At 63.8% G+C, this 23,767-nt stretch carries 30 protein-coding genes; 15 read left to right on the top strand and 15 right to left on the bottom strand.

The features are described from left to right. Positions 1–16: 16 nt before the first annotated feature. Positions 17–889 carry a KilA-N domain-containing protein gene (locus QA649_RS23395; RefSeq protein ID WP_283019262.1) on the bottom strand — a complete coding sequence of 291 codons (873 nt, stop codon included), beginning with the start codon at positions 887–889 and terminating at the stop codon, positions 17–19. A gap of 455 nt (positions 890–1,344) precedes the next feature. On the opposite strand from QA649_RS23395, the gene QA649_RS23390 reads away from it, so the two are divergent. Next, a complete protein-coding gene (locus QA649_RS23390; protein WP_283019261.1) occupies positions 1,345–1,632 on the top strand; it encodes a hypothetical protein in 288 nt (95 codons plus the stop codon). A gap of 627 nt (positions 1,633–2,259) precedes the next feature. Here the strand turns inward: QA649_RS23390 and QA649_RS23385 are convergent. Further along, positions 2,260–2,490, bottom strand: coding sequence for a hypothetical protein (locus QA649_RS23385; RefSeq protein ID WP_283019260.1), 231 nt, complete (start codon positions 2,488–2,490; stop codon positions 2,260–2,262). An 85-nt stretch (positions 2,491–2,575) separates the two neighbouring features. Further along, the gene (locus QA649_RS23380; protein WP_283019259.1) at positions 2,576–2,716 is read right to left on the bottom strand and encodes a hypothetical protein; all 141 of its coding nucleotides are present in this window, start codon (positions 2,714–2,716) and stop codon (positions 2,576–2,578) included. A gap of 851 nt (positions 2,717–3,567) precedes the next feature. Between QA649_RS23380 and QA649_RS23375 the strand changes: the two genes are divergently transcribed. Next, positions 3,568–3,726 carry a hypothetical protein gene (locus QA649_RS23375; protein WP_018642108.1) on the top strand — a complete coding sequence of 53 codons (159 nt, stop codon included), beginning with the start codon at positions 3,568–3,570 and terminating at the stop codon, positions 3,724–3,726. A 97-nt stretch (positions 3,727–3,823) separates the two neighbouring features. Next, entirely contained in the window at positions 3,824–3,982 is a 159-nt protein-coding gene (locus tag QA649_RS23370; RefSeq protein WP_158646941.1) for a hypothetical protein, read from the top strand. A 44-nt stretch (positions 3,983–4,026) separates the two neighbouring features. On the opposite strand, the gene QA649_RS23365 is transcribed toward QA649_RS23370, so the two are convergent. Continuing rightward, positions 4,027–4,212, bottom strand: coding sequence for a hypothetical protein (locus tag QA649_RS23365; RefSeq protein WP_283019258.1), 186 nt, complete (start codon positions 4,210–4,212; stop codon positions 4,027–4,029). A 145-nt stretch (positions 4,213–4,357) separates the two neighbouring features. Between QA649_RS23365 and QA649_RS23360 the strand changes: the two genes are divergently transcribed. Then, a complete protein-coding gene (locus tag QA649_RS23360; protein WP_200493921.1) occupies positions 4,358–4,528 on the top strand; it encodes a hypothetical protein in 171 nt (56 codons plus the stop codon). 519 nt (positions 4,529–5,047) lie between these two features. Then, positions 5,048–5,290 (top strand): hypothetical protein, encoded by a 243-nt coding sequence (locus QA649_RS23355; RefSeq protein ID WP_283019257.1) that lies wholly within the window; start codon positions 5,048–5,050, stop codon positions 5,288–5,290. Between the two features lie 44 nt (positions 5,291–5,334). On the opposite strand, the gene QA649_RS23350 is transcribed toward QA649_RS23355, so the two are convergent. Beyond that, entirely contained in the window at positions 5,335–6,003 is a 669-nt protein-coding gene (locus tag QA649_RS23350; protein WP_283019256.1) for a hypothetical protein, read from the bottom strand. 467 nt (positions 6,004–6,470) lie between these two features. Beyond that, positions 6,471–9,575 (bottom strand): DEAD/DEAH box helicase, encoded by a 3,105-nt coding sequence (locus tag QA649_RS23345; RefSeq protein ID WP_283026076.1) that lies wholly within the window; start codon positions 9,573–9,575, stop codon positions 6,471–6,473. Positions 9,576–10,220: 645 nt separating this feature from the next. On the opposite strand from QA649_RS23345, the gene QA649_RS23340 reads away from it, so the two are divergent. Together QA649_RS23340 and QA649_RS23335 are read left to right on the top strand one after the other, a co-directional pair. After that, positions 10,221–10,460: a hypothetical protein gene (locus QA649_RS23340; RefSeq protein ID WP_283019255.1), complete on the top strand. Its 240-nt coding sequence runs from the start codon at positions 10,221–10,223 to the stop codon at positions 10,458–10,460. A 184-nt stretch (positions 10,461–10,644) separates the two neighbouring features. Next, positions 10,645–10,920 (top strand): hypothetical protein, encoded by a 276-nt coding sequence (locus tag QA649_RS23335; RefSeq protein WP_283019254.1) that lies wholly within the window; start codon positions 10,645–10,647, stop codon positions 10,918–10,920. A 1-nt stretch (position 10,921) separates the two neighbouring features. On the opposite strand, the gene QA649_RS23330 is transcribed toward QA649_RS23335, so the two are convergent. Together QA649_RS23330 and QA649_RS23325 are read right to left on the bottom strand one after the other, a co-directional pair. Next, the gene (locus QA649_RS23330) at positions 10,922–11,314 is read right to left on the bottom strand and encodes an NUDIX hydrolase (protein ID WP_283019253.1); all 393 of its coding nucleotides are present in this window, start codon (positions 11,312–11,314) and stop codon (positions 10,922–10,924) included. A gap of 92 nt (positions 11,315–11,406) precedes the next feature. Then, positions 11,407–12,504: an AI-2E family transporter gene (locus tag QA649_RS23325; RefSeq protein WP_283019252.1), complete on the bottom strand. Its 1,098-nt coding sequence runs from the start codon at positions 12,502–12,504 to the stop codon at positions 11,407–11,409. A 302-nt stretch (positions 12,505–12,806) separates the two neighbouring features. On the opposite strand from QA649_RS23325, the gene QA649_RS23320 reads away from it, so the two are divergent. Together QA649_RS23320 and QA649_RS23315 are read left to right on the top strand one after the other, a co-directional pair. After that, a complete protein-coding gene (locus QA649_RS23320) occupies positions 12,807–13,034 on the top strand; it encodes a hypothetical protein (RefSeq protein ID WP_283019251.1) in 228 nt (75 codons plus the stop codon). 95 nt (positions 13,035–13,129) lie between these two features. Continuing rightward, the gene (locus QA649_RS23315; RefSeq protein WP_283019250.1) at positions 13,130–15,178 is read left to right on the top strand and encodes an acetoacetate--CoA ligase; all 2,049 of its coding nucleotides are present in this window, start codon (positions 13,130–13,132) and stop codon (positions 15,176–15,178) included. 6 nt (positions 15,179–15,184) lie between these two features. Here the strand turns inward: QA649_RS23315 and QA649_RS23310 are convergent, their stop codons facing one another. After that, positions 15,185–15,397, bottom strand: coding sequence for a hypothetical protein (locus tag QA649_RS23310; RefSeq protein WP_283019249.1), 213 nt, complete (start codon positions 15,395–15,397; stop codon positions 15,185–15,187). A 199-nt stretch (positions 15,398–15,596) separates the two neighbouring features. Here QA649_RS23310 and QA649_RS23305 point away from each other — a divergent pair, with 199 nt between their 5' ends. After that, positions 15,597–15,896 carry a hypothetical protein gene (locus QA649_RS23305; protein WP_018642123.1) on the top strand — a complete coding sequence of 100 codons (300 nt, stop codon included), beginning with the start codon at positions 15,597–15,599 and terminating at the stop codon, positions 15,894–15,896. On the opposite strand, the gene QA649_RS23300 is transcribed toward QA649_RS23305, so the two are convergent. The 3 genes from QA649_RS23300 to QA649_RS23290 all read right to left on the bottom strand — a co-directional run bounded on the left by QA649_RS23300 (position 15,893) and on the right by QA649_RS23290 (position 17,302). Continuing rightward, the gene (locus tag QA649_RS23300) at positions 15,893–16,300 is read right to left on the bottom strand and encodes a hypothetical protein (RefSeq protein ID WP_283019248.1); all 408 of its coding nucleotides are present in this window, start codon (positions 16,298–16,300) and stop codon (positions 15,893–15,895) included. The genes QA649_RS23305 and QA649_RS23300 overlap by 4 nt on opposite strands. A gap of 163 nt (positions 16,301–16,463) precedes the next feature. Then, the gene (locus tag QA649_RS23295) at positions 16,464–16,682 is read right to left on the bottom strand and encodes a hypothetical protein (RefSeq protein WP_211411191.1); all 219 of its coding nucleotides are present in this window, start codon (positions 16,680–16,682) and stop codon (positions 16,464–16,466) included. A 335-nt stretch (positions 16,683–17,017) separates the two neighbouring features. Beyond that, complete coding sequence (locus QA649_RS23290; protein ID WP_283019247.1) at positions 17,018–17,302, bottom strand: hypothetical protein; 285 nt, start codon at positions 17,300–17,302, stop codon at positions 17,018–17,020. Between the two features lie 190 nt (positions 17,303–17,492). Between QA649_RS23290 and QA649_RS23285 the strand changes: the two genes are divergently transcribed. From QA649_RS23285 to QA649_RS23275, 3 genes are all read left to right on the top strand, one after another. Continuing rightward, complete coding sequence (locus QA649_RS23285; protein WP_283019246.1) at positions 17,493–18,080, top strand: formyltransferase family protein; 588 nt, start codon at positions 17,493–17,495, stop codon at positions 18,078–18,080. A gap of 183 nt (positions 18,081–18,263) precedes the next feature. Further along, positions 18,264–18,614, top strand: coding sequence for a hypothetical protein (locus tag QA649_RS23280; protein ID WP_232957180.1), 351 nt, complete (start codon positions 18,264–18,266; stop codon positions 18,612–18,614). Further along, positions 18,559–19,104: a hypothetical protein gene (locus QA649_RS23275; RefSeq protein WP_283019245.1), complete on the top strand. Its 546-nt coding sequence runs from the start codon at positions 18,559–18,561 to the stop codon at positions 19,102–19,104. The genes QA649_RS23280 and QA649_RS23275 overlap by 56 nt, the downstream gene beginning before the upstream one ends. A gap of 50 nt (positions 19,105–19,154) precedes the next feature. Here the strand turns inward: QA649_RS23275 and QA649_RS23270 are convergent, their stop codons facing one another. Then, positions 19,155–19,553: a RidA family protein gene (locus QA649_RS23270; RefSeq protein ID WP_283019244.1), complete on the bottom strand. Its 399-nt coding sequence runs from the start codon at positions 19,551–19,553 to the stop codon at positions 19,155–19,157. 150 nt (positions 19,554–19,703) lie between these two features. Between QA649_RS23270 and QA649_RS23265 the strand changes: the two genes are divergently transcribed. Both QA649_RS23265 and QA649_RS23260 read left to right on the top strand, forming a co-directional pair. Continuing rightward, positions 19,704–20,576: a DMT family transporter gene (locus tag QA649_RS23265; protein WP_283019243.1), complete on the top strand. Its 873-nt coding sequence runs from the start codon at positions 19,704–19,706 to the stop codon at positions 20,574–20,576. A gap of 201 nt (positions 20,577–20,777) precedes the next feature. Beyond that, positions 20,778–22,217, top strand: a complete 1,440-nt coding sequence (locus QA649_RS23260) for a caspase family protein (protein WP_283019242.1) — start codon at positions 20,778–20,780, stop codon at positions 22,215–22,217. 223 nt (positions 22,218–22,440) lie between these two features. Here QA649_RS23260 and QA649_RS23255 read toward each other — a convergent pair whose 3' ends face one another. Together QA649_RS23255 and cysK are read right to left on the bottom strand one after the other, a co-directional pair. Next, the gene (locus QA649_RS23255) at positions 22,441–22,680 is read right to left on the bottom strand and encodes a BrnA antitoxin family protein (RefSeq protein WP_283019241.1); all 240 of its coding nucleotides are present in this window, start codon (positions 22,678–22,680) and stop codon (positions 22,441–22,443) included. Between the two features lie 3 nt (positions 22,681–22,683). Then, complete coding sequence (gene cysK, locus QA649_RS23250; RefSeq protein WP_283019240.1) at positions 22,684–23,661, bottom strand: cysteine synthase A; 978 nt, start codon at positions 23,659–23,661, stop codon at positions 22,684–22,686. Positions 23,662–23,767 lie beyond the last annotated feature (106 nt).

The raw sequence follows: 23,767 nt of genomic DNA, 5'->3' as shown, positions 1-23,767 counted from the left end.
TCGGACTCGCCAGCGGTCAAGTGCCGCCAGAGTGCCGAAGCTCAGGGTCGATTGCCGGCCCGCTGCGAGCGACGAGGGGCTGTCTATTCTGCCGGTCGGCTTCGATCGCGCCGCGGATCGCGGAAGCGCTTGTGGCGCTTGCCTCAATGCAGTCGTCGTTACCAATCCGGATCTCCTGCTCAATGCGCTCAGCTGCGAGCGCCTCGGCCGCCATGACGAACGACAACTCTGCAACGCTGAGATTGTCGCGGATATTTGCCATCGGATCGAGCCCGCGCGCCTGGCGGAGCTGATGCGATCGTCCGCCGAGCAGCTTCAGATAAACCGCCTCCGTGCAGAGCATGTAGCCCTTGCCGGTGACGTGATGCTGCTTAAGCGTATCCGTGTAGGCGACTCGTTGTGAGCGAGAAACTGCTCGCGCGCCGGCCCACCTGTTTTCTTCAGCCGTGGCGCGCTGCAATATTTCATCTGCAAGCGAGGCATCGCCTGACCGATATCGCAGCCAAATTTCGCGGACCTCGAGCTCCAGCTTGGAGCTGAGATAGCCTGCGTATGCAGCGGCCAATATGGGATGTGCGAAGGTGCCCGTGCTTCCCCTTCCCCGCTTTGCATAAATAGCTGGCGTTACAGCCTTATTTTCCTTCAAAGAGGAATTTATGATCTTTTTTTCCACCTCAGCAATGAGCGCTTTCGCCATGCGAGTATTGCGCCATTTCGACGGCGATCTTCCTGCGCCCTTTTTAGCGGCTCGCCAAAGATCATCGAGGCAGACGTTTCCGTGACTGTCCTCATAAACGCGATGGCCCCGCAGGACCAGAATAGTCGACTCATTCAAGGCCGCATCTCCTGTGCGATACGACCACTCAGTGCTTGTGGATTTCTCCAGCAACAGTACAATTTCCTTGTTCAGGGGCTGTACTGCGCACGTCGTGGTCCAGATTTGAATTAAGAAAGGCGGTTACCCGGTGGTGCGGGGCCGCCTTTCGGCTTTTATGAGCTCAAATTGACCTTGGCGGAGTTACCGCATCGGTCCTTGACGCCGCTTCGAATCAGCGTGAGCACATGGGTGTCATTGGACACCCGGGTGCCGACTCGACGCAACGCGCAACACAGGCACCCGGGTGAGTTACGAACAGGCGCCTGCCTGTTAGTTGTGCGAATCTCGGTAGATTTTCGGTCATTTCGGGAGGATGTCACTTGGTCGCGATATCCGGGCGATGCCGGGGGTTTCGATCGAACGCGATGCAGCATTGTCCCCAGCACGACGCGCAGTAGCTCGCGCGCGTTCCCGGGCCCAAGGGATTGATAATTTGACTCTCGCCGGAGCGGCGCTTCGATAGTGGCATGCCCCGTGCTGCCCGCCGCCACACGCCTACGCACGCCGACGGCCGGCCGATGAAGATCACCTTCGGCGAGATGCGCGCCATGGGCGTGCGGGGCGTCCTGGTCTACTGCCACTGCGGCCATCACGTCGCTCTCGACGCTGACCGCTGGGATGACAGTGTCAGGCTCTCGGATCTCGAGCCGCGGTTCATCTGCCAAGGCTGCGGGAGCCGCGACGCCGACGTCAGGCCTAACTTCGATCGCGGCAACCCGCAGCTGGCGATCATCGGCTATCAAAACGCGGGATAGCCGCACGAAAAAACGACCCCAGCTTTTTGGCGGCTGGGGCCGTTGTAACGCTCCGGCCGGCAGGGGGGCTAGCGGCCGGAGCACAGCACCAATCCAGTCGCTTGCCACTAGTTCCTATGAAGAGGCCGCGGCGGCCTCGCGAGAACCGACCCATCGCCAAACGCGCGTTCGAACGATGGGCCGTCCCGGGTGGATGTCGCGAAGCTGGAGTGGTCCAGGTATCGCGCCACAGACCGAAATGTTAAGGCTCGCCGCTGGAGAGTCGTTCCTTACCCAGATAGCTCCCCACGGTACGGAGATCGCGTCACCAGACGCCGGCGCGGTTGGAACGTAAGCAAGTCGTGTGCATAGTTCGTCATGGCAAGTGCAACGAAGGTCCACCTGGTTCGGGTCATTACCGACAACCGAGAGCATAAGCTCTGGGCGGTCGCCGCCCCTAGAAGCGAAGCGGTTGATGCAGTGTTGAATGTAGTTCCGGAAGGCTGGAGCGCGGCCCTGCTCGATAACGAGTTGAGCGATCAGGAGGCGAAAGCCTTGAACCTCCAGGCGGGGGATGTTCGCGAGATCACGTCGCGAGCGAGTTAGAGTCTTAGGACAGTTGAGGCAAAGGCCGCCAACTGAGCGGCCTTACTTTCTTTTTCTGGAGCTAATCTCGATACGGTAAAGCATCCGCTTCTGCTCGTCGGTGACTTCAACGGCCCATTCCTGGCCAGGTCGAAATCTGCCGTCCATGTCCTTCAAAACCTCGCCAGCAAAGCCGGTGGCTTGCTTCCAAGCTGCTTCATTGTCGGGAAGCTCCTCTCCAAACTCATCGGTGCTGGGCTCTAAGTCACGAACGTTGAAGTAGTATTTCGGCATGGCCTATCAACACAGGCTAGTCGGCGCAGTTCCTGTCTACTCCGCTGCGTCTAAGCAGATCGGCCAAGTCAGATTCGAAAATCTGCTAAGGGTGCTCGAACAGATCAAGAAGCTCGATTGAGGCCGCAGTTCTCAGGCGACCTACGGTGATCCGCTGGCGCTCAATGATGAGCCTGCCGGTATCGACGTGGCGCCGTGCCTGGGCGATCTTTTCATCCAGCGTCATTGCCCGGGTTCCTACCAGGAACGAGCAAGCGCCCCTAAACCAAAACAGGCCAGTTACAATTCAAAATAGGCCACCGCGCTCGGAAATAGGCCAGCGCCACCAGGGCGATGCTGTCCTAATTAGGACACCCATGAGAGCAGATTAGGACAGCCCGAAGTGGGTGCCTCTTTCGGGCAATCGTTATTCTGGATGGCGGTCGTAAAATCGGTACGCCTCCGGACTACGCCCTCCAACCGAGTCCGGAGCGCAGGCGGCCTCGCCACGCACGCACGTGCCAGCCTTGGCGGGGTCGCTGCTCGTGTGGGCGCCCGCAGAGGGGAATTGGGTCGCTAGCCCTTGTCTTTATGGAGCGCTTTATTTTGTTGAATTTTTTCGCGCCGTCCGCGAGCAAATCAGCGATTGTCTGGCGAACTTCTCTGGCTTTCGCCGCGATGGCCTGATCTGTTGGGTCGGACTTTGCACGTTCGTCTAGCTGTTTGAGGAAATACTTGGCGCGGATGTATTTGCCATAGCGCAGCACTTCATCTGCAACAGCCGGTCCCGCCCAGCTAACGCCGCCCACAGCAACCCACGTAGCAGCCGTGGCAGCCAACAAGCGTTGATCTTCGGTGAAGTGCAGCCTGTCGGGGTTTGGACGCCCAAAGGTCCGCCGAGGGGTAAGCTCGGTGCAATAGGCCACTCTGCCACGCTTCCGCACGCAACCTGATCGCCGGCGCCGGCCCGTGCTCAAGCATGTTGGCCCATCGCCCCTCCGGCTCCATCCATCGCGCTCGCCGCGCCGCATAGGAACGTTTCCAAGCGCCGGGAATCTTACAGTCGCAATCGGTCCTGTGTTGCTCGTGGATCGAACGATGGACAAAGCCGTTGCCTATGCCATCTCAGTGCTCCTCGTGGGCTTCGGTGCCTGGATACTGATCGCTGGCCTTTCCTCTGGTTCGCCGGTCCTATGGACCGTCGTGGCGCTGGTCCCGATCACGATTGGACTCGTGAGCGCTTTTGGTCCGGCGTGAGTGATGGGGAAAATCGGCGTTGGGTCAGTGCGCCTGCATTTTCCGAATCGACGTTCCATGGTCGCTCCGCTCATGCGTCGCGTTCAGGGGTGTGGGTGTGAGCCAGTTTCTATCGATGCTGCTGCTAGTGACCGCCGTCGTTCTGACCGTCTGCTTCGGCGTGGCGGCCTGGCGCCTCTCTGACGAGAAGGATCTCGACGTCACCGGCCAAATCGCGCGTCAGTCCTATGGATGGAAGGCGCCTCCAACCCGGTAACCCCTTGCGCTCGCCTCGGCCATCGCTCGGCTGCCGAAGGGGCCCTACGATCCAGCGCCTTTGTGTCGCTCCAGCATCGCCAATTCGACCTGTTCCGCGAGCACGGTCAGATGATTGGCCAACCGATCAAATAGCTCGCGCTTGGCTTTGTCGGTCGCAAGATCGCGGATCAGTGCGCACTCGGCCGCGTCCGTGCGCAACTTCTCCAGCTGAGCCTGGTAGTCTTTCATCGTTCGCTGCCTGACTGCTACTTTTTCCCGAATAGTTCGATAGGGAAGCTGCAGAGTCAATCCAGCTTGCGGAGGAGGCCTCCCCCAAAACGCCGCGAGACAACACGCAAGAAAGGTGTAGGATTCGAGAAACAGGAGGAGCGGCATGTTTGAAATCAGCGGTTTCGACACAGCAGGCGTCGTCAGCCTCAAGCGGCTGTCGCTTGCGGCCGCCCTCAAGAAGGCCAGGGAACTGGTCGAGGACGGGTGCTGGGACGTTCAGGTCGTCGATCCCACGGGCCGGGTCTACACCTCCTTTGAGGAGCAGGCCGCCTAGCCACCCCGCCTTCGCTCTTCGGAAATCAGCCCCCATCAGATCGCTGGCGCGGCCTGACAATGCAGGGATCGCGGTGGCTATCCGCCTCGGCCGACATTGGAGGAGGCGCTGTTCAGCCAGCGCTGCGTTGCTTCATCGCTCCAGCCAGGGACGGCGAAGCGTGCCCGAGGATTTTCGTCCGCGGCGGAACGATCGACCGCGGGATGGCGCGGATGATGTGTGCGGGAGCGATGCGCCGTCGCAGCGTTTGCAGCAGTGCACAGGACAATCAACAGACCCAAGGCCAGAACAGAGCGCATCGTACCAGTTCCAATCGAACGCTGCCCGGGTTGATGTGATGCGTCAACGATCCCGCCGCAATCCAACGCGGCATCACAGCTCAGCGATGGACACGTGACGGCAACACTGTTGCAGCGGCACGGACCAGCCTTCAACTGCCGCGCGCCATGCCGTTGCCAATCAACTCGTTTAGGAGCACGCTCTCTCCAGGCGCTCAAGACGCCGCGCAGGGAGAAGCACATGAAGGAACATGGCCTGGATGGCCGCCACCGCGACAAGGATGGCGGGATCAGCAAGAAGCATGGCAACACGCTGCTCGGCACGTTGCGCAAGATCTACGGAAAGGGTTTTGCGGCCGGCTATCCCGACACGACCCAACTCAGCGAGGTGCTGCTTCAGTTGAACGAGACATCGCTGAGCCAGCTGCGTCGCGATCACGACACCGGGCATTTGCAGCACAAGATCGACCACGCCTCGAAGTGACGGGCTGCAGTCGGCCAACCTTTTCAGTCAGGGAGTTACCGCCTTCAGCTCTCCGGTGCCGAGGATGCGGCCGGCGCGGTCAGTGGAGCTCCTCCAACCGAAACGGGTCCGACGGGTTTTGATTCCCGAACCAGCAGCCGTTTGCGCATCGCTGCCGACAGTCCATAGCGGGCATTCGCTCGTCGAATGGAGGACGTGACGTCCGACATCATCGTACTCTGCAGCGCGTCGACCTTCGCGATCAGCGTGGAGAGCTGTGAAGATATCTTCCTCACATCGACCCGATCGTCGGTGATGCTCTGCCGCAGGGACAAGAGCACCAATGTATCCTGCTGCTGCAGAACTGCATTTTGCTGCACCAGGGCGTTGTTCTCCTGCAGCGAAGCCGTGTGCTGCTGCTGGGCCGACTGGATATCCTTCAAGGCGGCGACGACCGGATCCGGTTTTGGCGCGGACGATTCCGGGCGCGGAAACAGTTCGGCGAACTTGCCGACATTCAGCGACGGAAGCTCGGACGGCCAGGTGTAGATGGCCGCCGAACCGTTGATGGCGAGGGCGCACACCGAGAGCGCCAGGACCGATTTCCGGCTGGACCGCCTGGCCGCCACGGGAGCTTCCGGCGCTTCGGGTTCGGGTGCTGCGGCGGCTGCAAGGGCTGCGGGGTCGAGTTGTTCGACGAGGCCTTGCGCTTCGGATGTCGTGGTCATCTGCATTGACCTCATGAGCGAGCAAAAGGAAGCCGTCGCCGGAACGTCGTCGCGACGCCTCCTTTACGCAGCACCCATACACAACTGCCTAAAATTGTGAGCTTTTTGGATTAATTCCAAGTTAGCGGGCGGGCCCGGTCAGTCCCGCCGAATACGGAGTCTTGCGACGGGATGACTCAAATAGCCGGGGGCTAAGCTGACAATGGGCGCCGCTGCGGCCCACCGAGCACCCGGCTTCGCACGAAGCAGCCTTCTCCGCGGCGGATTTTCCGAAGGTGACAGAATGCCACTGTTTTGCCCGACGGGTCAAACCGGCTGCGAGCCGGAAGCATGGCGTCGAACGATGCCGACGTGACGGAGGGCAGTTGAACCCGATCATGGGCCCGCGCCGGCGTTTGCGCCGGCTGCAGAACCCATTGTGCCAGCAGCACTTGGCTACTGTGCATGGGGTTGTTTTCACATTTTAGAGCGCCCTACCCCTCGTCCAGCGCCTCGAACAACTCCTCCACCCGCTCGAACGGCGCATCGCGCATCGGGCTGTGATAGACGACGCGGTCGCCGTCGCGCTGGAGGGACTTTCCTCTCGACTTCCGCAACCGCCCCGGCAGGAACGTCGCGGCCACCGCGCCGGGGCCGACGTCGAGGCGGATGATGCCGCGGCGCTTGCACTCGATCCTGAGTTTCGCCGCGGCGAAGAAGTCGCGGGCGATCTTCGGCAAAGGTCCGAAGCGGCGGGAGGTTTCCTCCTCGAGGTCCTCGAGATCGTCCTCGTTGCTGCATCTTGCGGCGCGCGCATAGAGCTCGAGCCGCACCGGCTCGGACTGCACATAGGTCTCGGGGAGCATGTCCCCGACCGGCAGGTTGAGGTCGGGCACCCACACCGCGGCGCGCTCCTCGTCGACCTTCTCCGAGGCCATTTTCAGGAGGTGGCTGTAGAGCACGGGCCCGAACACCTGGACATGGCCGGACTGCTGCTCCGAGAACAGATCGCCCGCGCCTCGCAGATCCAGGTCGCGCTCGCTGATGGCAAAGCCGGCGCCCGGCCGGCTGAACTCCTCGAGCACGGCCAGCCGCTTCTCGGACTGCCCGGACTCCGTCTCGGTCAAGAGATGGGCGAAGGCGCGGATGCCGCCGCGCCCGACCCGTCCGCGCAGCTGGTGCAGCTGGGCGAGGCCGAACTTTTCGGGCCAGCACACCACGATGGTGTTGGCACGGGGAATGTCGAGGCCGCTCTCGACGATGTTGGTCGCGAGCAGGACGTCGGCCCTGCCCTCGACGAAGCTCATCATGCGGTCGTCGATCTCGTCCGCCGCCAGCCTGCCGTGCAGGCAGACGATGCGTAGGTCGCCCGCCACCGCCTGCACCCGCGCCAGCATTGGATCGAGATCCTGGATACGCGGACAGATCAGGAAGCTCTGGCCGTGGCGGCGCTGCTCGCGCAGCAGCGCGGAGGCGATGGCGGCATCCGACAGCGGCGCGATCCTGGTCGCGACCGGAAGCCGGTGCACCGGCGGCGAGGCGATCACGCTGAGATCGCGGAATCCGGCTAGACCCGCGGCGAGCGTCCGCGGGATCGGCGTCGCGCTCATCATCAGCACATGGACATTTTTGGCGAGGCCGGCGAGCTTTGCCTTCTCGGCTGCGCCAAAATGCTGCTCCTCGTCGATGATGACGAGGCCGAGATCGTCGAACTTCACGTCCTTGGCGGTGAGCGCTTGCGTGCCGACCACGACCTTGATCCGGCCACTGCGCAGCCCCTCTCTGGTCTCGCGCAGCTCCGCACCGGACGTGGCCCGCGACAAATTCCCGACCTCGATGCCGAACGGCGCAAACCGTTTCTGGAAGGTTGCGACATGCTGCCGGGCCAGCACCGTCGTCGGCACCGCGATCGCCACCTGCTTGCCGGACAGCACCACAGCGGCCGCCGCGCGCAGCGCCACCTCGGTCTTGCCAAATCCGACATCGCCGCAGACCACGCGGTCCATCGGGTGACCGGACGCAAGATCATCCAGCACGTCGTGGATCGCCTTGGCCTGGTCGGTCGTCGTGAAATAGGGAAACCGCGCGACGAACTTCTCGTAGGCCGATCCCGGCGGCACCAGCTTGTCCGCGCGCCGCCGGCGGCGCTGGCTGATGTGCTTGGCCAGCACCTTGCCGGCGATCTGGATCTCGCGCTCGGCCTCGCTGCGCCGTGCCCACCATGTGCTGCCGTCCGCCTTGTCGAGCGCCAGCTTGCCGAGCTCGGCGGCGTAAGGCCACATCAGCGCCAGATCGGTCGGCGGCACCAGAACCGCATTGTCGCCCGCGAACTTCAGGCGGATCATCTCCCGCATCGCGCCGCCGCCGGTGTTGACGGTCTGCAAGCCGTCGAGCACGGCAAGGCCGCGCTGGAGGTGAACGACCACCGTGCCCTGCTCGGGCACATCGGCATGGTCGAAGGCCGCGGTCCAGGCGCGCGCCATCGGCTGCGCATGATGCGCCCGGCTGCCGAGCACGTCGGACGCCGTCACGACGACGAGCGGCTTTCGCCCCGGCACGATGAAGCCCGCATCGAGATCGGCCAGAAGCGCCGCCTCGCCGCTTCCCCCGCGCGTCGCCTCGTCCCAATCCTCGCTGCGCTGTGCCTTGACGCCGCTCATCCGCTCCATCACGCGCAGATCGTCCTCCTGCGCGGCGACGAGGATCAATCGCGAACCGGCCCGCCGCGTTTCCTCGACGAAGGCGCGCAGCGCTTTCCTTGCGGAGGTCAGCTTCGAGAATTCGGGCACGGCCTGGAACGATGCGGTCCGCGGCAGCACTTTCATGCCCCTGGAGAGCTGCTTCCAGTCGCGGCGTCCGAGATATTCGCGCTCCCGCTCCGCGCGCGGCGCAGCCTCCTCGATCGTATCAAGCCAGCCATCTGCATGCGCAGGGACCCCTGCATCGGCGATCCATTTGGCGCGTCCGCAATAGTCGAACAGGCTCGCGCGCTTGCCGCCCTTGCCGGCAAAGCCAAGCCGCTCCGACATCGGATCGACCACGAGCTCCTTCGTCTCGAAGATGATGTCGTGCTCTTTCGGATCGAACGCCACGATCCGGTCGATCGCGCGATCGGAATGCTCGATCCGGAACGGACCGAGCGCGCCTGCGGGAAATATCTCGAAGGTCTGTCCATGAAACAGTGCCCCGCCCGGATAGTCCGGCTCGTCGTCGAGATCGTATCCGAGGGATTCGAGGCGGCTCTCGAGCTCCCGCTCGGAAAACGCGCCGCCCACCTTCAAGCTGACGCTGAGGCGCAACAGGCTCGCCGGCGGCGGCAGGCGCTCCATCACGGCTTCCGCGGTCGAGACGAGAAACAGCGGCTTCCTGGATCTTGCGAGGCGACGCAGCACGGAGGCCCTGCGCCCTGCAAGCTCGTGCGAAGGCTCGAGCTGATCGAACGGCAAGGTGTTCAGCCGCGGAAACACCAGCACCTCGCAGGACGGATCGAGCGCGTGAATGACGCTGCCGAGCCGCTCCGCCCTGCTCTCGTTCTCGGCGAGAAACACGATGCCGCTTGGTCCGGACTGCTTCCATTGCGCAAGCAGATGAAGCGCCATCGAACCGAGCGGCGACGACGACGAGATCGCGGCGCGCTGCGCTCCCTCGCTCTTCCTTGGCGACGCCTTGGTCTTGAGCGATGCCTTGGTCTTCAGCGATGTCTTGGCTTTGAGCGATGTCCTGGTCTTGGGCGATATCCTGGTCTTTGGCGATGCCTTCTTCAGCGATGCCTTGGCCGCCCGCGCCTTCTTTGCAAGCCTCACGTGAATCCGTTTCTGGTCGTAAACCGCCGCCAACTGAACGCGCGCCGCCCGCGTTTCGATTCGGCGACGCGCCGCCATGCATATGGGATTTGCCCGGCGAACGCACGCCTCGCAGCAACGTTCCGTGCATCCCCCGAGGGGAACCGGGGCCCCGTCCGAACCTTACAACGCGGCATGGGATCGTGCCCCATCTGAGGCGTAGGCTGATGCGATCGGAGACTGCATCGCCAGCACGAAAAACCCCGGCGCTTGGACGCCGGGGCGTTTCGTTCAAAAAATGATTTGGTCAAGCAATATGCCTTCATAGCAGCGAACTGGTCGAGCGCGTGTGAACTGGTTCACACGCACAGTCAGCGCAGTTGCGGCGGAACGGGGTACCGCGGGACTCCGATTTGAGCGTTGGCACGCCGCGCGCTAGGATGCTTTTTTTCGGAGGCTCATTTGAAACCATTCATTTTCATCGCCGCCATCGTGCTCCTTGCAACCACACCCGCCCGTTCACAGGCGCTGGTCGATCCCAACAAGGTCGCTCCCGAATTCCGCGAGGCCGCCGAAAAGCGCCGTGCCGAGCAGATCCGGCAGCGCGAATGCGCGCTGAAAGCGGATCTCGAGAAGGTGCTGCCGAGAGATCGCACCGCCTTTCTCAATCATTGCCTGGAGACGATGGCAGCCAAGCAATAGCCTGCAATAAAGCTTGAGCCTGGAATAGCTTCGCCGCGCGCGTGACGCGAGCATCGCCGGCATGCTCGCGCCCGCTGCATCGGCTTGCAGCGAGTGGGCGGTGAATTCGCCAAAGGGTTTCAGGCTTTCTTCAGACATTTGCGATCAGCTGACGATCATTTCCATCAGTCATTGTCGATCGCGCATGGGCTCCGTCCAGATTCAGTGCACGCGCTGCAAGAACGTGTTCCGCGATCGCGCCGCGCGGTTGCAGGACGGTTATTCCAGGCAATGTCCGAGTTGCGAGGTGGTGCTGTTCTTCGCCGAGGATTCCCAGCACCCCTTCGTCAAGCGCGCGATGCGCAATGCGCGCAAGGTCCGCAAGGAGCTGCGCGAGGCCGAGGCGGTGAGGCGCGCCGCGCCGGAGCCGCGCTCGAGGTCGTTCGCCGGGCGAACGCAATCGGCGGAGCGAGAGGATTAGCTCACCCGCGCTGCCGCTTCCTCGGAAACAGGCGGTCGCGGATGTAGCGCGAGGTCGGCGTCAGGCGGATGCCGCGCGGCTTCTGCCAGGCGGCGCGGTCGATCTCCTTCTTGTCGCCGATCGCCAGCCTGCCCTTGGCACCCTTGGCGATGAAGATCGCATCGCTCATCTTGCGGCCGGAGCGCTTGTTCCTGGCCTTCACTTCCTTCCAGAGGCTGACCCTGCCGAGCTTCAGCTTGGGCAGCTCCTCCTTGATCTCCCGCCGCAGGCAATCCTTGTCGGACTCTCGCGCGCGCTTGCGGCCGCCCGGGAACATCCACAGGCCGTCCGACCGGCGTCTGACCAACAATACCTTGCCGCGCTTTGCGGCAACCAACTTGGAAGACTTTGCCATTGCTGTCGCAATCGAGAATAGAATCGTCCCGATCGTAACTTGTCTAGTTGGATAGACAAGTTCGGGCCGCGTCTTGATCACAGGCTGCGATATCAGCCTTCGCTGGCGCCCGCCCCTGCCTCCGCCCGGTCCTCCGTCCTGATCCAGGCCATCATCATCTCCCAGGCCACCGACAGGATGATCGGCCCGATGAACAGGCCGACGATGCCATGGGCGAGCGTGCCGCCGATCACGCCGACAAAGATCACGATGGTCGGCGTGCTCAGGCCGCGCCCCATCACCAGCGGCTTCAGCATGGTGTCGATGAAGCCGACCAGGACCAGAAAGACCGTCAGCACCAGCGCCGTGGTGACGTCCTTGGCGGTCCAGATCCAGATGATGACAGGCAGCAGCACGAGGAAGGCGCCGATCTGCACGATCGAGAGCAGCAGCACGATGAAGGCGAGCAGGCCCGCGCTCGGCACGGCAGCGAGCTTGAAGCCGATGCCGGCCAGCAGCGCCTGCACGATCGCAACGCCGATCACGCCTTGCGCCACCGCGCGGATGGTCGCACCTGCGAGCCCCAGGAAATGCTCGCTCTGCTCTGGCACGATGCGGAACAGGAAGCTGCGGCCGGCCGCGACCAGCCGCGGCCCATGCGGGAACAGGAATCCGGCCACGAACACCGAGACCAGAAACTGGAGCGTCCCGACGCCGGCATCGCCCGCTAGCGACAGCAGCGGCCCCGCCAGCGGCTGAAGATACGGCGCCACTTCGCGCAGCACTGCGCGGATGTTGGTGTAGGCTTGGTCCCAGAGCTCATAGAGCCAGGGGCCGACGAGCGGCCACGATTTGAGCTGCTCCGGCGCCGATTGCAGCGCGAGGTCGCCGGTGCCGAGCTGGTGCGCCAGCTCGCGCACGCCGTCCACCGCGCTGATGCCGAGCCAGGTCGCCGGGCCGATGACGATACCGAGCGTGATGAGGGTGAGGATCGCCGCCGCAGTCTTGGGACGTCCGCCGAGGATCTTGGCGACCCAGCTGAAGGCCGGATAGAACGCAACCGCAAGCACGCCGCTCCAGGCCAGGATCGGCACGAACGGACGGATGATCAAGAAGGTCCAGATGATCAGCAGGGCGAGCAGGCCAAGCCGGATCACGAGCTGGATGATGTCCTCTCCCGTGAGGAGCTGACGGAGGCTTTTCACGGGCACGACCTTCCTTGCGGCATCGACGCGGGTTCCGGCACTTGCACGGGCCGTTATTGCCAGCCCCGGGGCGGGCGTCAAGACGACCGCTCGTTCGCTTCCGACCCGCCGGCCGTCAAATTAGGAACGCATCGGCCGAAAAAGCATTCCGAGACAATGTCGCACCGCCCCCGAGAGCCCGATCAGCTCCTGCCCTGACGCCGGCCGGCTTGGCTAACGGCGATTAACCGGATTTCCCCTGACAGGTTTACGCCGATGCAAACGCCCGCTTCTACCCTGCATCGAGGTCCCAAGAAACGGCGCGTGCAATGGCCAACAGCATCTGGACGATCGAAGAATTCACCTGCACCGGTTGCAGCATGAACTACACCGCGACAAGGGAGGAGCATGCCGAGGAGCATGTCGGCCACTTCAGGTGCAACATCTGCAGCAGTGTGGTGCACAGCTGGTCCGGCAAGCATCACTTCTTCGGCTGGCAGGCGGTGAAGACGAAGCCGCCGGTGTTCGGACGCCGCTGGGCGGACGTGGAGTGGTAGGCTGAAGGCAGCCATTGCGGTCTGCACGAACGATGGCTTCTGCTCGTCTGCGGTGCGAGCTACACTTCCCTCCCCGCAATCGAAGCCGACACGCGATGACCGCTCCTTTCATTCCGCAGATCGCCCTCTACCGCAACTGGCTCGCCGAACAGCGCGGCCTGTCCTTCGCGAGCTACGAGGACATGCGGCAATGGTCGGTGCGCGACCTCGACGGCTTCTGGCGCAGCATCTGGGATTACTACGATCTGCAATCTCCGACGCCGTTTGCGGCCGTCATCACCGAGCGCAAGATGCCGGGCGCGGTCTGGTTTCCGGGTGCGCAGGTCAACTATGCCCGGCAGGTGTTCCGGCATGTCGAGGCGGCCGATGCCGCCGGCCTGCCCGCGATCGTCAGCAGCGGCGAGGACGGCAAGCTCAGGGAAACCAGCTGGCCGGAGCTGCGGCGGAAGGCTGCGGCGCTCGCGCTGCATCTGAAGGAGAAAGGCGTCAAGCCAGGCGACCGCGTTGCGGCCTATCTGCCCAACATCCCCGAGACCATCATCGGCTTTCTCGCCAGCGCCAGCATCGGCGCGGTCTGGAGCGTCTGCGCGCCCGACATGGCCGCGCCCGCCGTGATCGACCGTTTCAAGCAGATCGAGCCGAAAGTGCTGATCGCCTCCGACGCCGTCACCTATGCCGGCCGGCGGCACGATCGGCATGATGTGCTGGCCGAGCTCCGAGAATCGCTTCCCACCGTCGAGCACGTCATCCTGCACAGCGAGGCCCACGCGCCCACCGCGCCGGACGCTCTGCTCGCCGATATCCTGGCAAGGACGGGCGCCGCGATCGACGCGTTCGAGCCGATGTGGCTGCCGTTCGATCACCCGCTCTGGATCGTCTATTCCAGCGGCACCACCGGCCTGCCGAAACCGATCGTGCACGGCCATGGCGGCATCGTCATCGTGGTGCTGGCGCTGCTCGGCCTGCACAATGACATCGGCTGCTCCTATCACCCAAACTCGTTCGGCGAGCGCTACCACTGGTACTCTTCGACCGGCTGGATCATGTGGAATTCGCAAGTCGGCGGCCTGCTCAGCGGCACCACCTGCTGCATCTTCGACGGCAGCCCCGGCGGCACCCGGGACAAACCGGACTGGACCACGCTGTGGCGCTTCGTGGCGCAGTCGAAAGCGAGCTTCTTCGGCGCCGGCGCGGCGTTCTTCGCCAACTGCGCCAAGGCCGAGATCGAGCTTGCCGCCGCTGGCGATCTGTCACGGCTGCGCTGCCTCGGCTCGACCGGCTCGCCGCTCAGCGCCGACACGCAAGCCTGGTTCAACGCGCGCTTCGCAGCATTGTCGAAGACCAACGGCAGCAAGGCGCAGGCCGACATCTGGTGGGCGAACATCTCCGGCGGCACCGATTTCGCCGGCGCCTTCATTGGCGGCAACCGCGAGCTGCCGCAGACGCCGGGCGCGATGCAGTGTCGCCTGCTCGGCGCGGCCGTTGAAGCCTTCAGCGAACAGGGCCGCGCTGTGATCGACGAGGTCGGCGAACTCGTCTGCACCGAACCGATGCCCTCGATGCCGCTCTATTTCTGGAACGACAAGGACGGCGCGCGCTATCGCGCCAGCTATTTCGAGACCTATCCTGACAATTTCGACGGCAGCGGCCGCGGGCCGGTGTGGCGGCACGGCGACTGGCTCAAGGTCAATCGAGACGGCTCCTGCATCATCTATGGCCGCAGCGACGCCACCATCAACCGCCACGGCCTGCGCATGGGCACGAGCGAGCTCTATTCCGCGATCGAGGCGCTGCCGGAGGTGCTCGATTCCCTCGTCGTCGACCTCGAATATCTCGGCCGCGACAGCTACATGCCGCTGTTCGTGGTGCTGCGCGAAGGTGTCGCACTCGACAGCGCAATGCAGGCCAAGATCAACAAAGCGATCGAGGCCGGTCTGTCACGCCGCTTCCTGCCGAATGAAACCTTCGCAGTCGCCGAGATCCCGCGCACGCTGTCCGGCAAGAAGCAGGAGCTGCCGATCAAGAAGCTGTTGCTCGGCCAGCCGGTCGAGAAGGTCATCAACAAGGAGGCGATGGCCAACCCCGCGTGCCTCGACTGGTACCTCGCCTTCGCCCGCGACTATCTGGCGCGGACCGCGGCGTAGGGTCGATCAACCTCCGCCGAAATTGGAGGGATCGAGATTCCTGTTCTCCGACGGCGGGATCGGCGGCCACCCGGGAAATTTGTACCAGCCGGGCGGCACCGGCGCGTCCTCGGACGGACGGACGACAACGGGGTGGTGCGGACGGGCGCGGTGCGCCGGCGCGGCGGCGGCAGCCGTGCATGCCGACATCAAGAGGATCACAATCGGGATAAACCGCATCGCATGGGCTCCAAACGTCCACCCAGGCTGACATGTGGTGCGGGAACCATGCTGGGCCCACGCATACGCGCCGTCACGACCGGTCACAACGACGGCACCGCGACAGGCGGACGATCCGCCCAATTGCGCCGATGCCGTTTGGACTCCGTTCACCGATCGCCGCTAGATCGGGAAGGATCCTCTGCGCCGAACACCTGACATGGCCGACCTCAACGCCATCCTTGCCCGTCTCAACGACCGCCTGCTCCGCCTCGAGGGCGAGCTGTTCGTACTGCGCTCGCTGGCGCGCGCGACGCTGACCGCAGGCGACGATCATGCCGAGCGCATGCGCAAGCTGGTCGAAGCCGCCAAGGTCGCGCTCGACGACGAGGCGCAGCGGCCCCTGGACAAGCCGACGCGGAAATATGTCGAGGCCGCGAGTGCCATGGTCGAGGAGCTGCTGGTCGAGCCGACCAAGGCCCGACCGCTGTTCACGGTGATCGACGGTGGAAAGTCCTAACGCGCGTACAAGCCGGGGGCGTGTGCGCGGTTCGGATAGCAATTGCCGCTGGAATAATTGTAGTCGTAGCCCTCGGGGCAAAGTCCGCCGCGGCGCCCATACTCGGGTTGCCCGTACATGCCGGGTGCCCGCGCACGGTTCGGATAGCAATTGCCGTTCGAATAATTGTAGTCGTACCCTTGCGGGCAGAGTTCGCGTCGGTACGTCGGCTGGGGAGCCGTGTAGTAGCCGGGCGCATGATAGTTGTTCGGATAGCAACGGCCGTTCGAGTGGTTGAAATCATACCCCTCCGGGCATTGCCCACCTGGACCACCGCGGAACTGAACCTGCTCCACAATGGGCGCCGGCGATGCCGCAGGCGCGCTTGCAAACGCAATCAGGCCAGCCAGCGCAAGCTCGATCATGACGTCTCCTCCAAATCACCGGGACAAAGCCTAGCAGGATTCGTGTCCCACGGAATGACCTGCCGATAGAGACATGGCCGGGCTGAACCGTGCATGAACCGCAAGCGACCAGCGACGATGCGCAGCACCTCAGTCCACGCAAGAGTTCACCCGCTAAGCCGCGCTACGCTGCCGTGGAATTCGCCGCCTTCAGCCGGCTGAGGCCCGCCTCGATGATCGCGATCTCCTCGTCGATCTGGCCGATCGGCAGGCTGAAATCATAGCCGGACCTGCTCTTCAGATCGACCGCGAGCCGCTGCCTGTGCATCATCAGCTGGTCGAGCCCGCGACGGTTCTTCAGACGCACATAGGCGTCCACGATCTGCTCAATCGCGCTCGGCATGAAATCGGTCCCGGCGAAAAGACCCGCGCGGCGCACCCACGCCGGCGGGACATTTTCGGTGTCGCGGTACGCAATACAAATCCGCGACGGATTCGTCGATACGACAAGCTGGTTGAGAACGTATTACCGTCAGATGATTTCGTGACGCACGGCATGAAAAAGCCGCTGGCATTTGCGCCAGCGGCTACAGCCGGGTTTGAAAATGGATCCGGATTGAAATGTCGCCAGCCCCGGTTGGATATGTTCTAGCGTCAGACGGGGATCGCTTCAGTTCGGAATGAAACACAGGAACCGCATGACACCATTTGCCGTCCGATCGTGGCCGCCAAGCAACGCTAGTCCGTGACGCAGAAATATGTCCGCGGCGGTTTGCGATAGGCGCTGTAGCGGTAGTACGGCCGATAGGCATAGCCGCGATAGATCGCCGGCGGCTCCTCGCCGTAATAGGCGCCGTGATAGAAATTGTAGGGCACCCCTTCAGCACAGCGATAGGCATCCCAGGTCGGGCCGATAAACGGCGCCACCCCGATCTCGGGCGGCACTGCCGGGTACGACCCGCCGGCGTGGGCTGGAGCGGCCGCAAGCAGTGTCGCGAGAAGAAAAAACCACGCGCTTCGCATGCACTCGCTCCTGATAGGCTGCAATACGCCTATGGAAGCACCGGAACGATCGACCGCGCAATCGCGGAAATCAGCATGTCCCGCGCCCGGTGCATTGTTGATAACCGCTGCAAACGGCCCGCAGGTGGTGACACGGCGCCCGGACGTGTTATCGGGGGTATGACGCAGTTGCGAAACGGATCGGACCCCCATGCGAATTACCCTCGTCGGCTCCCGCCATTTCGGTGTGACCACCCTGAACATGCTCCGGGAGCACAGCGTCTCGATCGCACGGGTCGTCGTGGCCGACGCCGAGGATCGCCTGGCCGCAACGGCCAAGGCCGCCGGCATCGAGGTCGTGGTCCAGGCCAATCCGAAGCTGGTGGTGGCCTCCGAGATCGCTCCCGACACCGATTTGATCATCACGGCACATAGCCATGCCCGGATCGGCAAGGACGCGCTCGCCGCCGCCAGGTTCGGCGGGATCGGCTACCACCCCTCGCTGCTGCCGCGCCACCGCGGCAAGGCCGCCGTGGAATGGACCATCAAGGAAGGCGATCCAATCGCCGGCGGCACCATCTATCAACTCGCCGACCGCATGGATGCCGGCGCCATCGCCGCCCAGGACTGGTGCTTCGTCAAGAAGGGCGAGACCGCCCGCGAGCTCTGGGAGCGTGCGCTCGCCCCGCTCGGGCTCAAATTGCTTGCCGACGTGATCGATTACATCAAGGTTCACAAGGCACTGCCGTCCAAGGTCCAGGACGAACAGTTCGCGACGTCCGCGCCGAGTCTTTCCTGAGTCTCTGCTGACGTTTACCCTTAACGTGAGGGGGCCTTGATTCTGCTTCGAAAATTGGAGTCGAGAACGCAAATAAACCATTGTTTCCACAGGAACAATTTTCGATTTGGCAGCGCAACAAATTTCCGTCACATTTTGTCCGAATAAGCGACAGCATATCAGACATACTCAAGGACGGAATTCATGCGTTTTGCTCGCATCGCGGCGTTCTGTGCCGCTTCAGTTTTCGCCGGCACCCTCGCCGCTCCCGCCTTCGCCCAGAGCCCCTATGACGGCAACTGGCAGGTCACCATCGTCACCAAGAGCGGCACCTGCGAGCCGACCGCGAGCTCGATGCTGACGGTTGCCGACGGCAAGATCACCGCACCCGGCGCTAACGTTTCCGGCACTATCGGTAGCGGGGGACTTGTGAAAGTTTCGATCAATGGTGCATATGCCAACGGTCAACTCAACGGCAACGCCGGATCGGGGAAGTGGAATGGAGCATCTGCAGGCATACCGTGCAGCGGGCGGTGGGAAGCATCGCGCCAATAAACCAATCGAGGCTCGCGCCCGGAACCGGCGGCTGCTGATTGCGGCCGCCGTTTTGTTTGCGGCGGGGCTTGCCGGCTCTGAAAGCAAGGCCCAGTCCAGCCCGTTCGCCCCGATGGCGGGCAGCTGGAGCGGCGGCGGCACCGTCACGCTGGATGACGGCTCGACCGAACGGATCCGCTGCCGGGCCAAATACGCTCCGATCGGACCCACCATGGAGCTGTCGCTGACCTGCGCCAGTGACGCCTACAAGTTCAATCTCGGGGCGAACGTCAGGGCCGAGGGCAGCGCCATCACCGGCAGCTGGTCCGAGGCCAGCCGCAACATCTCCGGCGCGCTCCAGGGGCGCGGCGGCGGCGGAAACTTCGAGGTGGTCGCCTCCACCGCCGGCTTCAACGCCAACATCGCGCTCAGGACCAGCGGCAACAAGCAGACCGTCACGATCCGCGCGGACAGCCAGTTCCGCGGCGCCAACATCGCGCTGTCGAAGTAAAACACCCACTGACACGACAATCGATCCGGCGACCTCGCCGGGTCGATTTTTTATGTGCCCGGCACGAACGCCGTGACCTCGATCTCGACCTTGGCCCGCTCGTCCACGAGGCCGCCGATATAGAGCAGCGTCGAAGGCGGGAAATTGCGCCCGAGCGTCTCCTTCCAGGCCGCACCGATGCCCGCACCTGCGGCCTCGTATTCGCTGCGGCTGGTCAGGTACCAGGTCAGGCGGACGATGTGCTCGGGACCCGCGCCGGCCTCGCCCAGCAGCTTGATGATCCGCTGCAGCGCTACGCCGACCTGCGCCGCCATGTCAGGCACGTAATTGCCCAGCTCGTCGCCGCCGGTCTGGCCGGCGAGCACCACCCACCGGCCCGGCCCGTCGACCACGACGCCATGGGAAAAGCCGCGCGGTTTTTTCCATTCGGCCGGCTGCAAGATGCGCATGAGCGAGATCTCCCGATTTTCTCGTTGTTCGCTGATGCCTTAACACGCCGGCCTGCATCGCTGCATCCGCAGATTTGGCCGTTGCAAACGGCGGCGAGGTCGCCGATACCGGCCGTCCCTTCGGATTCCACCCCTTCCGCGTCCGCCGCAATGAGCACGACACCGTCCAAAACGATGGCCGCACTGTGGATGGCCGGCTGGCTGTCGCTGATGCTGATCATGGCGGTGGCCGGGCGCGAGACCACACGCGAGCTCAACGTTTTCGAGATCATGGAGATCCGGTCGCTGGCGGGCTTCGTCCTGCTGGCGCCGATCATCTATCGTGCCGGCGGCTTCAAGGTGCTCAGGACATCGCGCCTGCAATACCACGTCGCGCGCAACCTCGTGCACTATGTCGCCCAGCTCGGCTGGTTCTTTGCGCTGACGCTGATCCCGATCGGCCAGGTCGTCGCGATCGAGTTCACCATGCCGATCTGGACCGCGATCCTGGCGGCGAGCTTTCTCTCCGAGCGCATGACGCCGTGGAAGATCGCCGCCATCGTGCTCGGCCTCGTCGGTGTGATCGTGATCGTGCGGCCGGCCACCGGCGAGATCAATCCGGGCCAGCTCATCGCGCTCGGGGCCGCCATGGGATTTGGCGTGTCGATGGCGCTGGTGAAATCGCTGACCCGCACCGAAAGCGCGCTGTCGATCCTGTTCTGGATGCTGGTGGTGCAGTCGGTCGCGGGCTTCGTGCCGACGCTGCTGGTCTGGACCTGGCCGTCGGGCTACGCCTGGGCCTGGGTCGGCGTGATCGCCGTCTGCGGCACGTTCTCGCACTATTGCCTCGCCAGCGCGATGCGCTTTGCCGATGCGACGATCGTGGTTCCCATGGACTTCCTCCGGGTTCCCCTGACCGCAACCGCAGGTTGGTTGCTGTATTCGGAGCGGCTCGACGCCTGGACCGTCCTCGGCGCGGCGCTGATCCTGTGCGGCAATCTCCTGAATTTGAAGCCGGCGCCGGTTCTCGCTCGCGCGCAGTGAACCTCGCGCCGCCTCACGCGACAAAACAAAGTGGCCGTGTGATTTGGATCACGTTGGAGAGCCCCTCCATCGTGCACATTCGGCCACACAGCAGCGGGTTGAACGCGACGTACCGCCGTTTTGGTGGCGCGAAGTCGGGCACTTCGTGTAGGTTCGCCGCCAATTTGTTGCTGCCTGCAATTCGATTCTGGGGATTTCAGAATGCGCTATCTCACCCTGCTCGCCTCGCTGATGTGCGTGGCACTGTCGGTCAGTGCCGCGAAGGCGGACCGTCGTGTCGCCTTCGTCGTCGGCAACGGCTCCTACAAGAACGTCGCACAATTGCCGAACCCGCCGATCGACGCCAAGACGATGGCGGCGACGCTGCGCAATGTCGGCTTCGAGGTGATCGAGGGCTCCAATCTCTCCCGCGACCAGATGACGGAGAAGCTGCTCGACTTCGGTCGCAAGGCGCAGGGCTCCGATATCGCTCTGTTCTATTATGCCGGCCACGGCATCGCCGTCGGCGGCACCAACTACCTGCTGCCGGTCGATGCCGACATCAAGACGGAGATGGACGTCAAGCTGGGCGCCGCCATCAACATCGACCTGACGCTCGAGCAGACCATGGGCGATGCCAAGGTCAAGCTCGTCTTCCTCGATGCCTGCCGCGACAATCCGTTCGCCGCCAAGATCAAGTCGAACTCGGCGACCCGCAGCGTCAACGTGCAGAGCGGTCTTGCCGAGATGAAGTCCGGCGAAGGCACGCTGATCGCGTTCGCGACCGGCCCGGGCCAGACCGCGCTCGACGGCCAGGAGGGCAATAACAGCCCGTTCACCCGCGCGCTGATCGACAACATCACCAAGCCCGGCGTCGAGATCCAGCAGGCGATGACGTCGGTCCGTGCCCAGGTCAATGAAGAAACCCACAAGGGCCAGCTGCCCTGGGGCCACACCAACCTGATCGGCGCCGTATATCTCAACCAGGCTCCGACCACGCAGGTTGCCAACGCGGCGCCGACCGCTTCTGGCATCTTGCCGGCGGCGAATGGAAGCTCGGACGGTGTCGAGCTCGAATACTGGCGCTCGGTGAAGGAGAGCAACAAGCCGGAAGAGCTCAACGCCTACCTTTCCGCCTATCCGAACGGTCAGTTCAAGGCGCTGGCTCTGGCACGTCTCGCGGCGATCAAGAGCGGCCCCTCGACCGCGACCCGCACGCTCAACTCCGGCGTCGATCCAGCAGCCTTTACCGATGAGGCCTCTCAGCTCACCGAGGACCAGATCGGCCTCGACAAGAACCAGCGCCGCGACGTGCAGCGTCGCCTCACCGGGCTCGGCTTCGACACCAAGCAGACCGGCGTCTTCAGCGACGAGACCCGCGTGGTGCTCAAGCGCTGGCAGGCTGCGCGCGGCTATCCTTCGTCAGGCTACCTCAACAAGCCCCAGCACAAGGCCCTGCTCTCCGAGGTCGTGGCCGCACCGCCGACCGCAAGCGATAGCAGCCAGAAGGCGGCCCGACGTGCCAGCGCCCCCGCAGCCAGCAGCGCGCCGGCGCCGGCACCGGCGCCTCAACAGCGCAGCAGCAGCCCCGGCGATGCCGCCGGTGCGGCCTTCGTCGGCGGTGTCGTCGGCGGCATGATGGGCGGCATGTTCCGCCGCTGAGGCAGGACGCAGGTTCAAAAACAAAAGCCCGGCTCGCGCCGGGCTTTTTCTTTCTATTGTCGTACGGAAAGACAAAAGGAAGGAGGGTTCTGCCGCACACTCCGTCATTGCGAGCGCAGCGAAGCAATCCAGAATCTCTCCGCGGCGGCAGCCTGGATTGCTTCGCTTCGCTCGCAATGACACGGAAGCGAGCAAAGGGACGTCCGGCCTGCGGACCGATCCCTTACTTCCCCGCCGCCTTTCGCAGCGCTTCGTTGATGCGGTCCTGCCAGCCGGGGCCGCCCGCCTGGAAGAACTCCAGCACGTCCTGGTCGATGCGCAGCGTGACCTGCTCCTTGATGCCGGGAACGGCGTTCTGCTTCGGCGGCGCCGCCGCGACCTTGGCCGTCACCTTCTTGAACGCCGCCTCAGCCTCGGTCCTGGCATCGCCAAGCGTGCGTGGCCGTCTCGGTTGATCCGCCATATCCTAGATTCCCTCGAACAGAGCTGTCGAAAGATACCGCTCCGAGAACGACGGCACGATGGCCAGAATGGTCTTTCCCGCAGCTTCCGGCCGCTTGCCGATCTGGAGCGCGGCGGCGATCGCCGCGCCCGAGGAGATGCCGCCCGGAATACCCTCATGCCGCGCCAGCGCGCGCGAGGTCTCGATCGCCGTGGTCGAGTTGATCTTCACGATCTCGTCGATCACCGAGCGGTCGAGGATGTCAGGCACGAAGCCTGCGCCGATGCCCTGGATCTTGTGCGGCGTATGCTGGCCGCCTGACAACACCGGACTCTCCTCCGGCTCGACCGCGATCACCCGCAGCGACGGCTTGCGCGGCTTCAGCACCTGGCCGACGCCGGTGATGGTGCCGCCGGTGCCGACGCCTGCGACGAAGAAGTCGATGTTGCCGGCCGTATCGTTCCAGACCTCCTCGGCCGTGGTGCGGCGGTGGACTTCGGGATTGGCCAGATTCTTGAACTGCTGCGGCATCACCGAGTTCGGCGTCGTCTTCAGAAGCTCCTCGGCGGCGGCGATCGCGCCCTTCATGCCTTGCGCGGCCGGGGTCAGCACCAGCTCGGCGCCGAGAAAGGCGAGCATCTTGCGCCGCTCGATCGACATGGATTCCGGCATCACCAGCTTGAGCCGATAGCCGCGCGAAGCCGCCACGAAGGCGAGCGCAATGCCGGTGTTGCCGGAGGTCGGCTCGATCAGCACGGTGTCGGGCTTGATGATGCCGGCCTTCTCCATCGCAATGATCATGGCCGCACCGATGCGGTCCTTCACGCTCGCGGCGGGATTGAAATATTCAAGTTTTGCCAAAATCGTCGCGTTCACCCCGTGCTGGCCCGGCAGGCGTTGCAAGCGCACGATCGGCGTGTCGCCAAAAGCCTCGACGATTGAATCGTAGATCCGGCCGCGGCCGGGTTGGTGCGCTGCACTCGTTTTGGACGATGCGTCCATCATGAACTCCCTTTGGCGACAAATTGAACCGCTGTCGCAGCTGTTCCGCAGTTACAGACAGCTTGTGGCGACACGCAAGCGGCAATCCCGTGACCCGGCCGGCCGC

It is taken from the genome of Bradyrhizobium sp. CB1717 (assembly GCF_029714325.1).
Lineage (GTDB): Bacteria > Pseudomonadota > Alphaproteobacteria > Rhizobiales > Xanthobacteraceae > Bradyrhizobium.
This window is presented reverse-complemented; position numbering and strand designations above follow the sequence as displayed.

What these genes read in the sequence shown, in the direction of transcription:
- QA649_RS23345 (WP_283026076.1), bottom strand. Translation starts at nt 9,575, where the DNA reads ATGGCGCTTCATCTGCTTGCGCAATGGAAGCAGTCCGGACCAAGCGGC.
- QA649_RS23320 (WP_283019251.1), top strand. Translation starts at nt 12,807, where the DNA reads ATGGCCAACAGCATCTGGACGATCGAAGAATTCACCTGCACCGGTTGC.
- QA649_RS23260 (WP_283019242.1), top strand. Translation starts at nt 20,778, where the DNA reads ATGCGCTATCTCACCCTGCTCGCCTCGCTGATGTGCGTGGCACTGTCG.
- QA649_RS23275 (WP_283019245.1), top strand. Translation starts at nt 18,559, where the DNA reads ATGGAGCATCTGCAGGCATACCGTGCAGCGGGCGGTGGGAAGCATCGC.
- QA649_RS23310 (WP_283019249.1), bottom strand. Translation starts at nt 15,397, where the DNA reads ATGCGGTTTATCCCGATTGTGATCCTCTTGATGTCGGCATGCACGGCT.
- QA649_RS23295 (WP_211411191.1), bottom strand. Translation starts at nt 16,682, where the DNA reads ATGCCGAGCGCGATTGAGCAGATCGTGGACGCCTATGTGCGTCTGAAG.
- QA649_RS23330 (WP_283019253.1), bottom strand. Translation starts at nt 11,314, where the DNA reads ATGGCAAAGTCTTCCAAGTTGGTTGCCGCAAAGCGCGGCAAGGTATTG.
- QA649_RS23380 (WP_283019259.1), bottom strand. Translation starts at nt 2,716, where the DNA reads ATGACGCTGGATGAAAAGATCGCCCAGGCACGGCGCCACGTCGATACC.
- QA649_RS23375 (WP_018642108.1), top strand. Translation starts at nt 3,568, where the DNA reads ATGGACAAAGCCGTTGCCTATGCCATCTCAGTGCTCCTCGTGGGCTTC.
- QA649_RS23350 (WP_283019256.1), bottom strand. Translation starts at nt 6,003, where the DNA reads ATGCAGATGACCACGACATCCGAAGCGCAAGGCCTCGTCGAACAACTC.
- QA649_RS23280 (WP_232957180.1), top strand. Translation starts at nt 18,264, where the DNA reads ATGCGTTTTGCTCGCATCGCGGCGTTCTGTGCCGCTTCAGTTTTCGCC.
- QA649_RS23255 (WP_283019241.1), bottom strand. Translation starts at nt 22,680, where the DNA reads ATGGCGGATCAACCGAGACGGCCACGCACGCTTGGCGATGCCAGGACC.
- QA649_RS23365 (WP_283019258.1), bottom strand. Translation starts at nt 4,212, where the DNA reads ATGAAAGACTACCAGGCTCAGCTGGAGAAGTTGCGCACGGACGCGGCC.
- QA649_RS23290 (WP_283019247.1), bottom strand. Translation starts at nt 17,302, where the DNA reads ATGCGAAGCGCGTGGTTTTTTCTTCTCGCGACACTGCTTGCGGCCGCT.
- QA649_RS23335 (WP_283019254.1), top strand. Translation starts at nt 10,645, where the DNA reads ATGGGCTCCGTCCAGATTCAGTGCACGCGCTGCAAGAACGTGTTCCGC.
- QA649_RS23265 (WP_283019243.1), top strand. Translation starts at nt 19,704, where the DNA reads ATGAGCACGACACCGTCCAAAACGATGGCCGCACTGTGGATGGCCGGC.
- QA649_RS23285 (WP_283019246.1), top strand. Translation starts at nt 17,493, where the DNA reads ATGCGAATTACCCTCGTCGGCTCCCGCCATTTCGGTGTGACCACCCTG.
- QA649_RS23390 (WP_283019261.1), top strand. Translation starts at nt 1,345, where the DNA reads ATGCCCCGTGCTGCCCGCCGCCACACGCCTACGCACGCCGACGGCCGG.
- cysK (WP_283019240.1), bottom strand. Translation starts at nt 23,661, where the DNA reads ATGGACGCATCGTCCAAAACGAGTGCAGCGCACCAACCCGGCCGCGGC.
- QA649_RS23355 (WP_283019257.1), top strand. Translation starts at nt 5,048, where the DNA reads ATGAAGGAACATGGCCTGGATGGCCGCCACCGCGACAAGGATGGCGGG.
- QA649_RS23315 (WP_283019250.1), top strand. Translation starts at nt 13,130, where the DNA reads ATGACCGCTCCTTTCATTCCGCAGATCGCCCTCTACCGCAACTGGCTC.
- QA649_RS23270 (WP_283019244.1), bottom strand. Translation starts at nt 19,553, where the DNA reads ATGCGCATCTTGCAGCCGGCCGAATGGAAAAAACCGCGCGGCTTTTCC.
- QA649_RS23305 (WP_018642123.1), top strand. Translation starts at nt 15,597, where the DNA reads ATGGCCGACCTCAACGCCATCCTTGCCCGTCTCAACGACCGCCTGCTC.
- QA649_RS23385 (WP_283019260.1), bottom strand. Translation starts at nt 2,490, where the DNA reads ATGCCGAAATACTACTTCAACGTTCGTGACTTAGAGCCCAGCACCGAT.
- QA649_RS23360 (WP_200493921.1), top strand. Translation starts at nt 4,358, where the DNA reads ATGTTTGAAATCAGCGGTTTCGACACAGCAGGCGTCGTCAGCCTCAAG.
- QA649_RS23300 (WP_283019248.1), bottom strand. Translation starts at nt 16,300, where the DNA reads ATGATCGAGCTTGCGCTGGCTGGCCTGATTGCGTTTGCAAGCGCGCCT.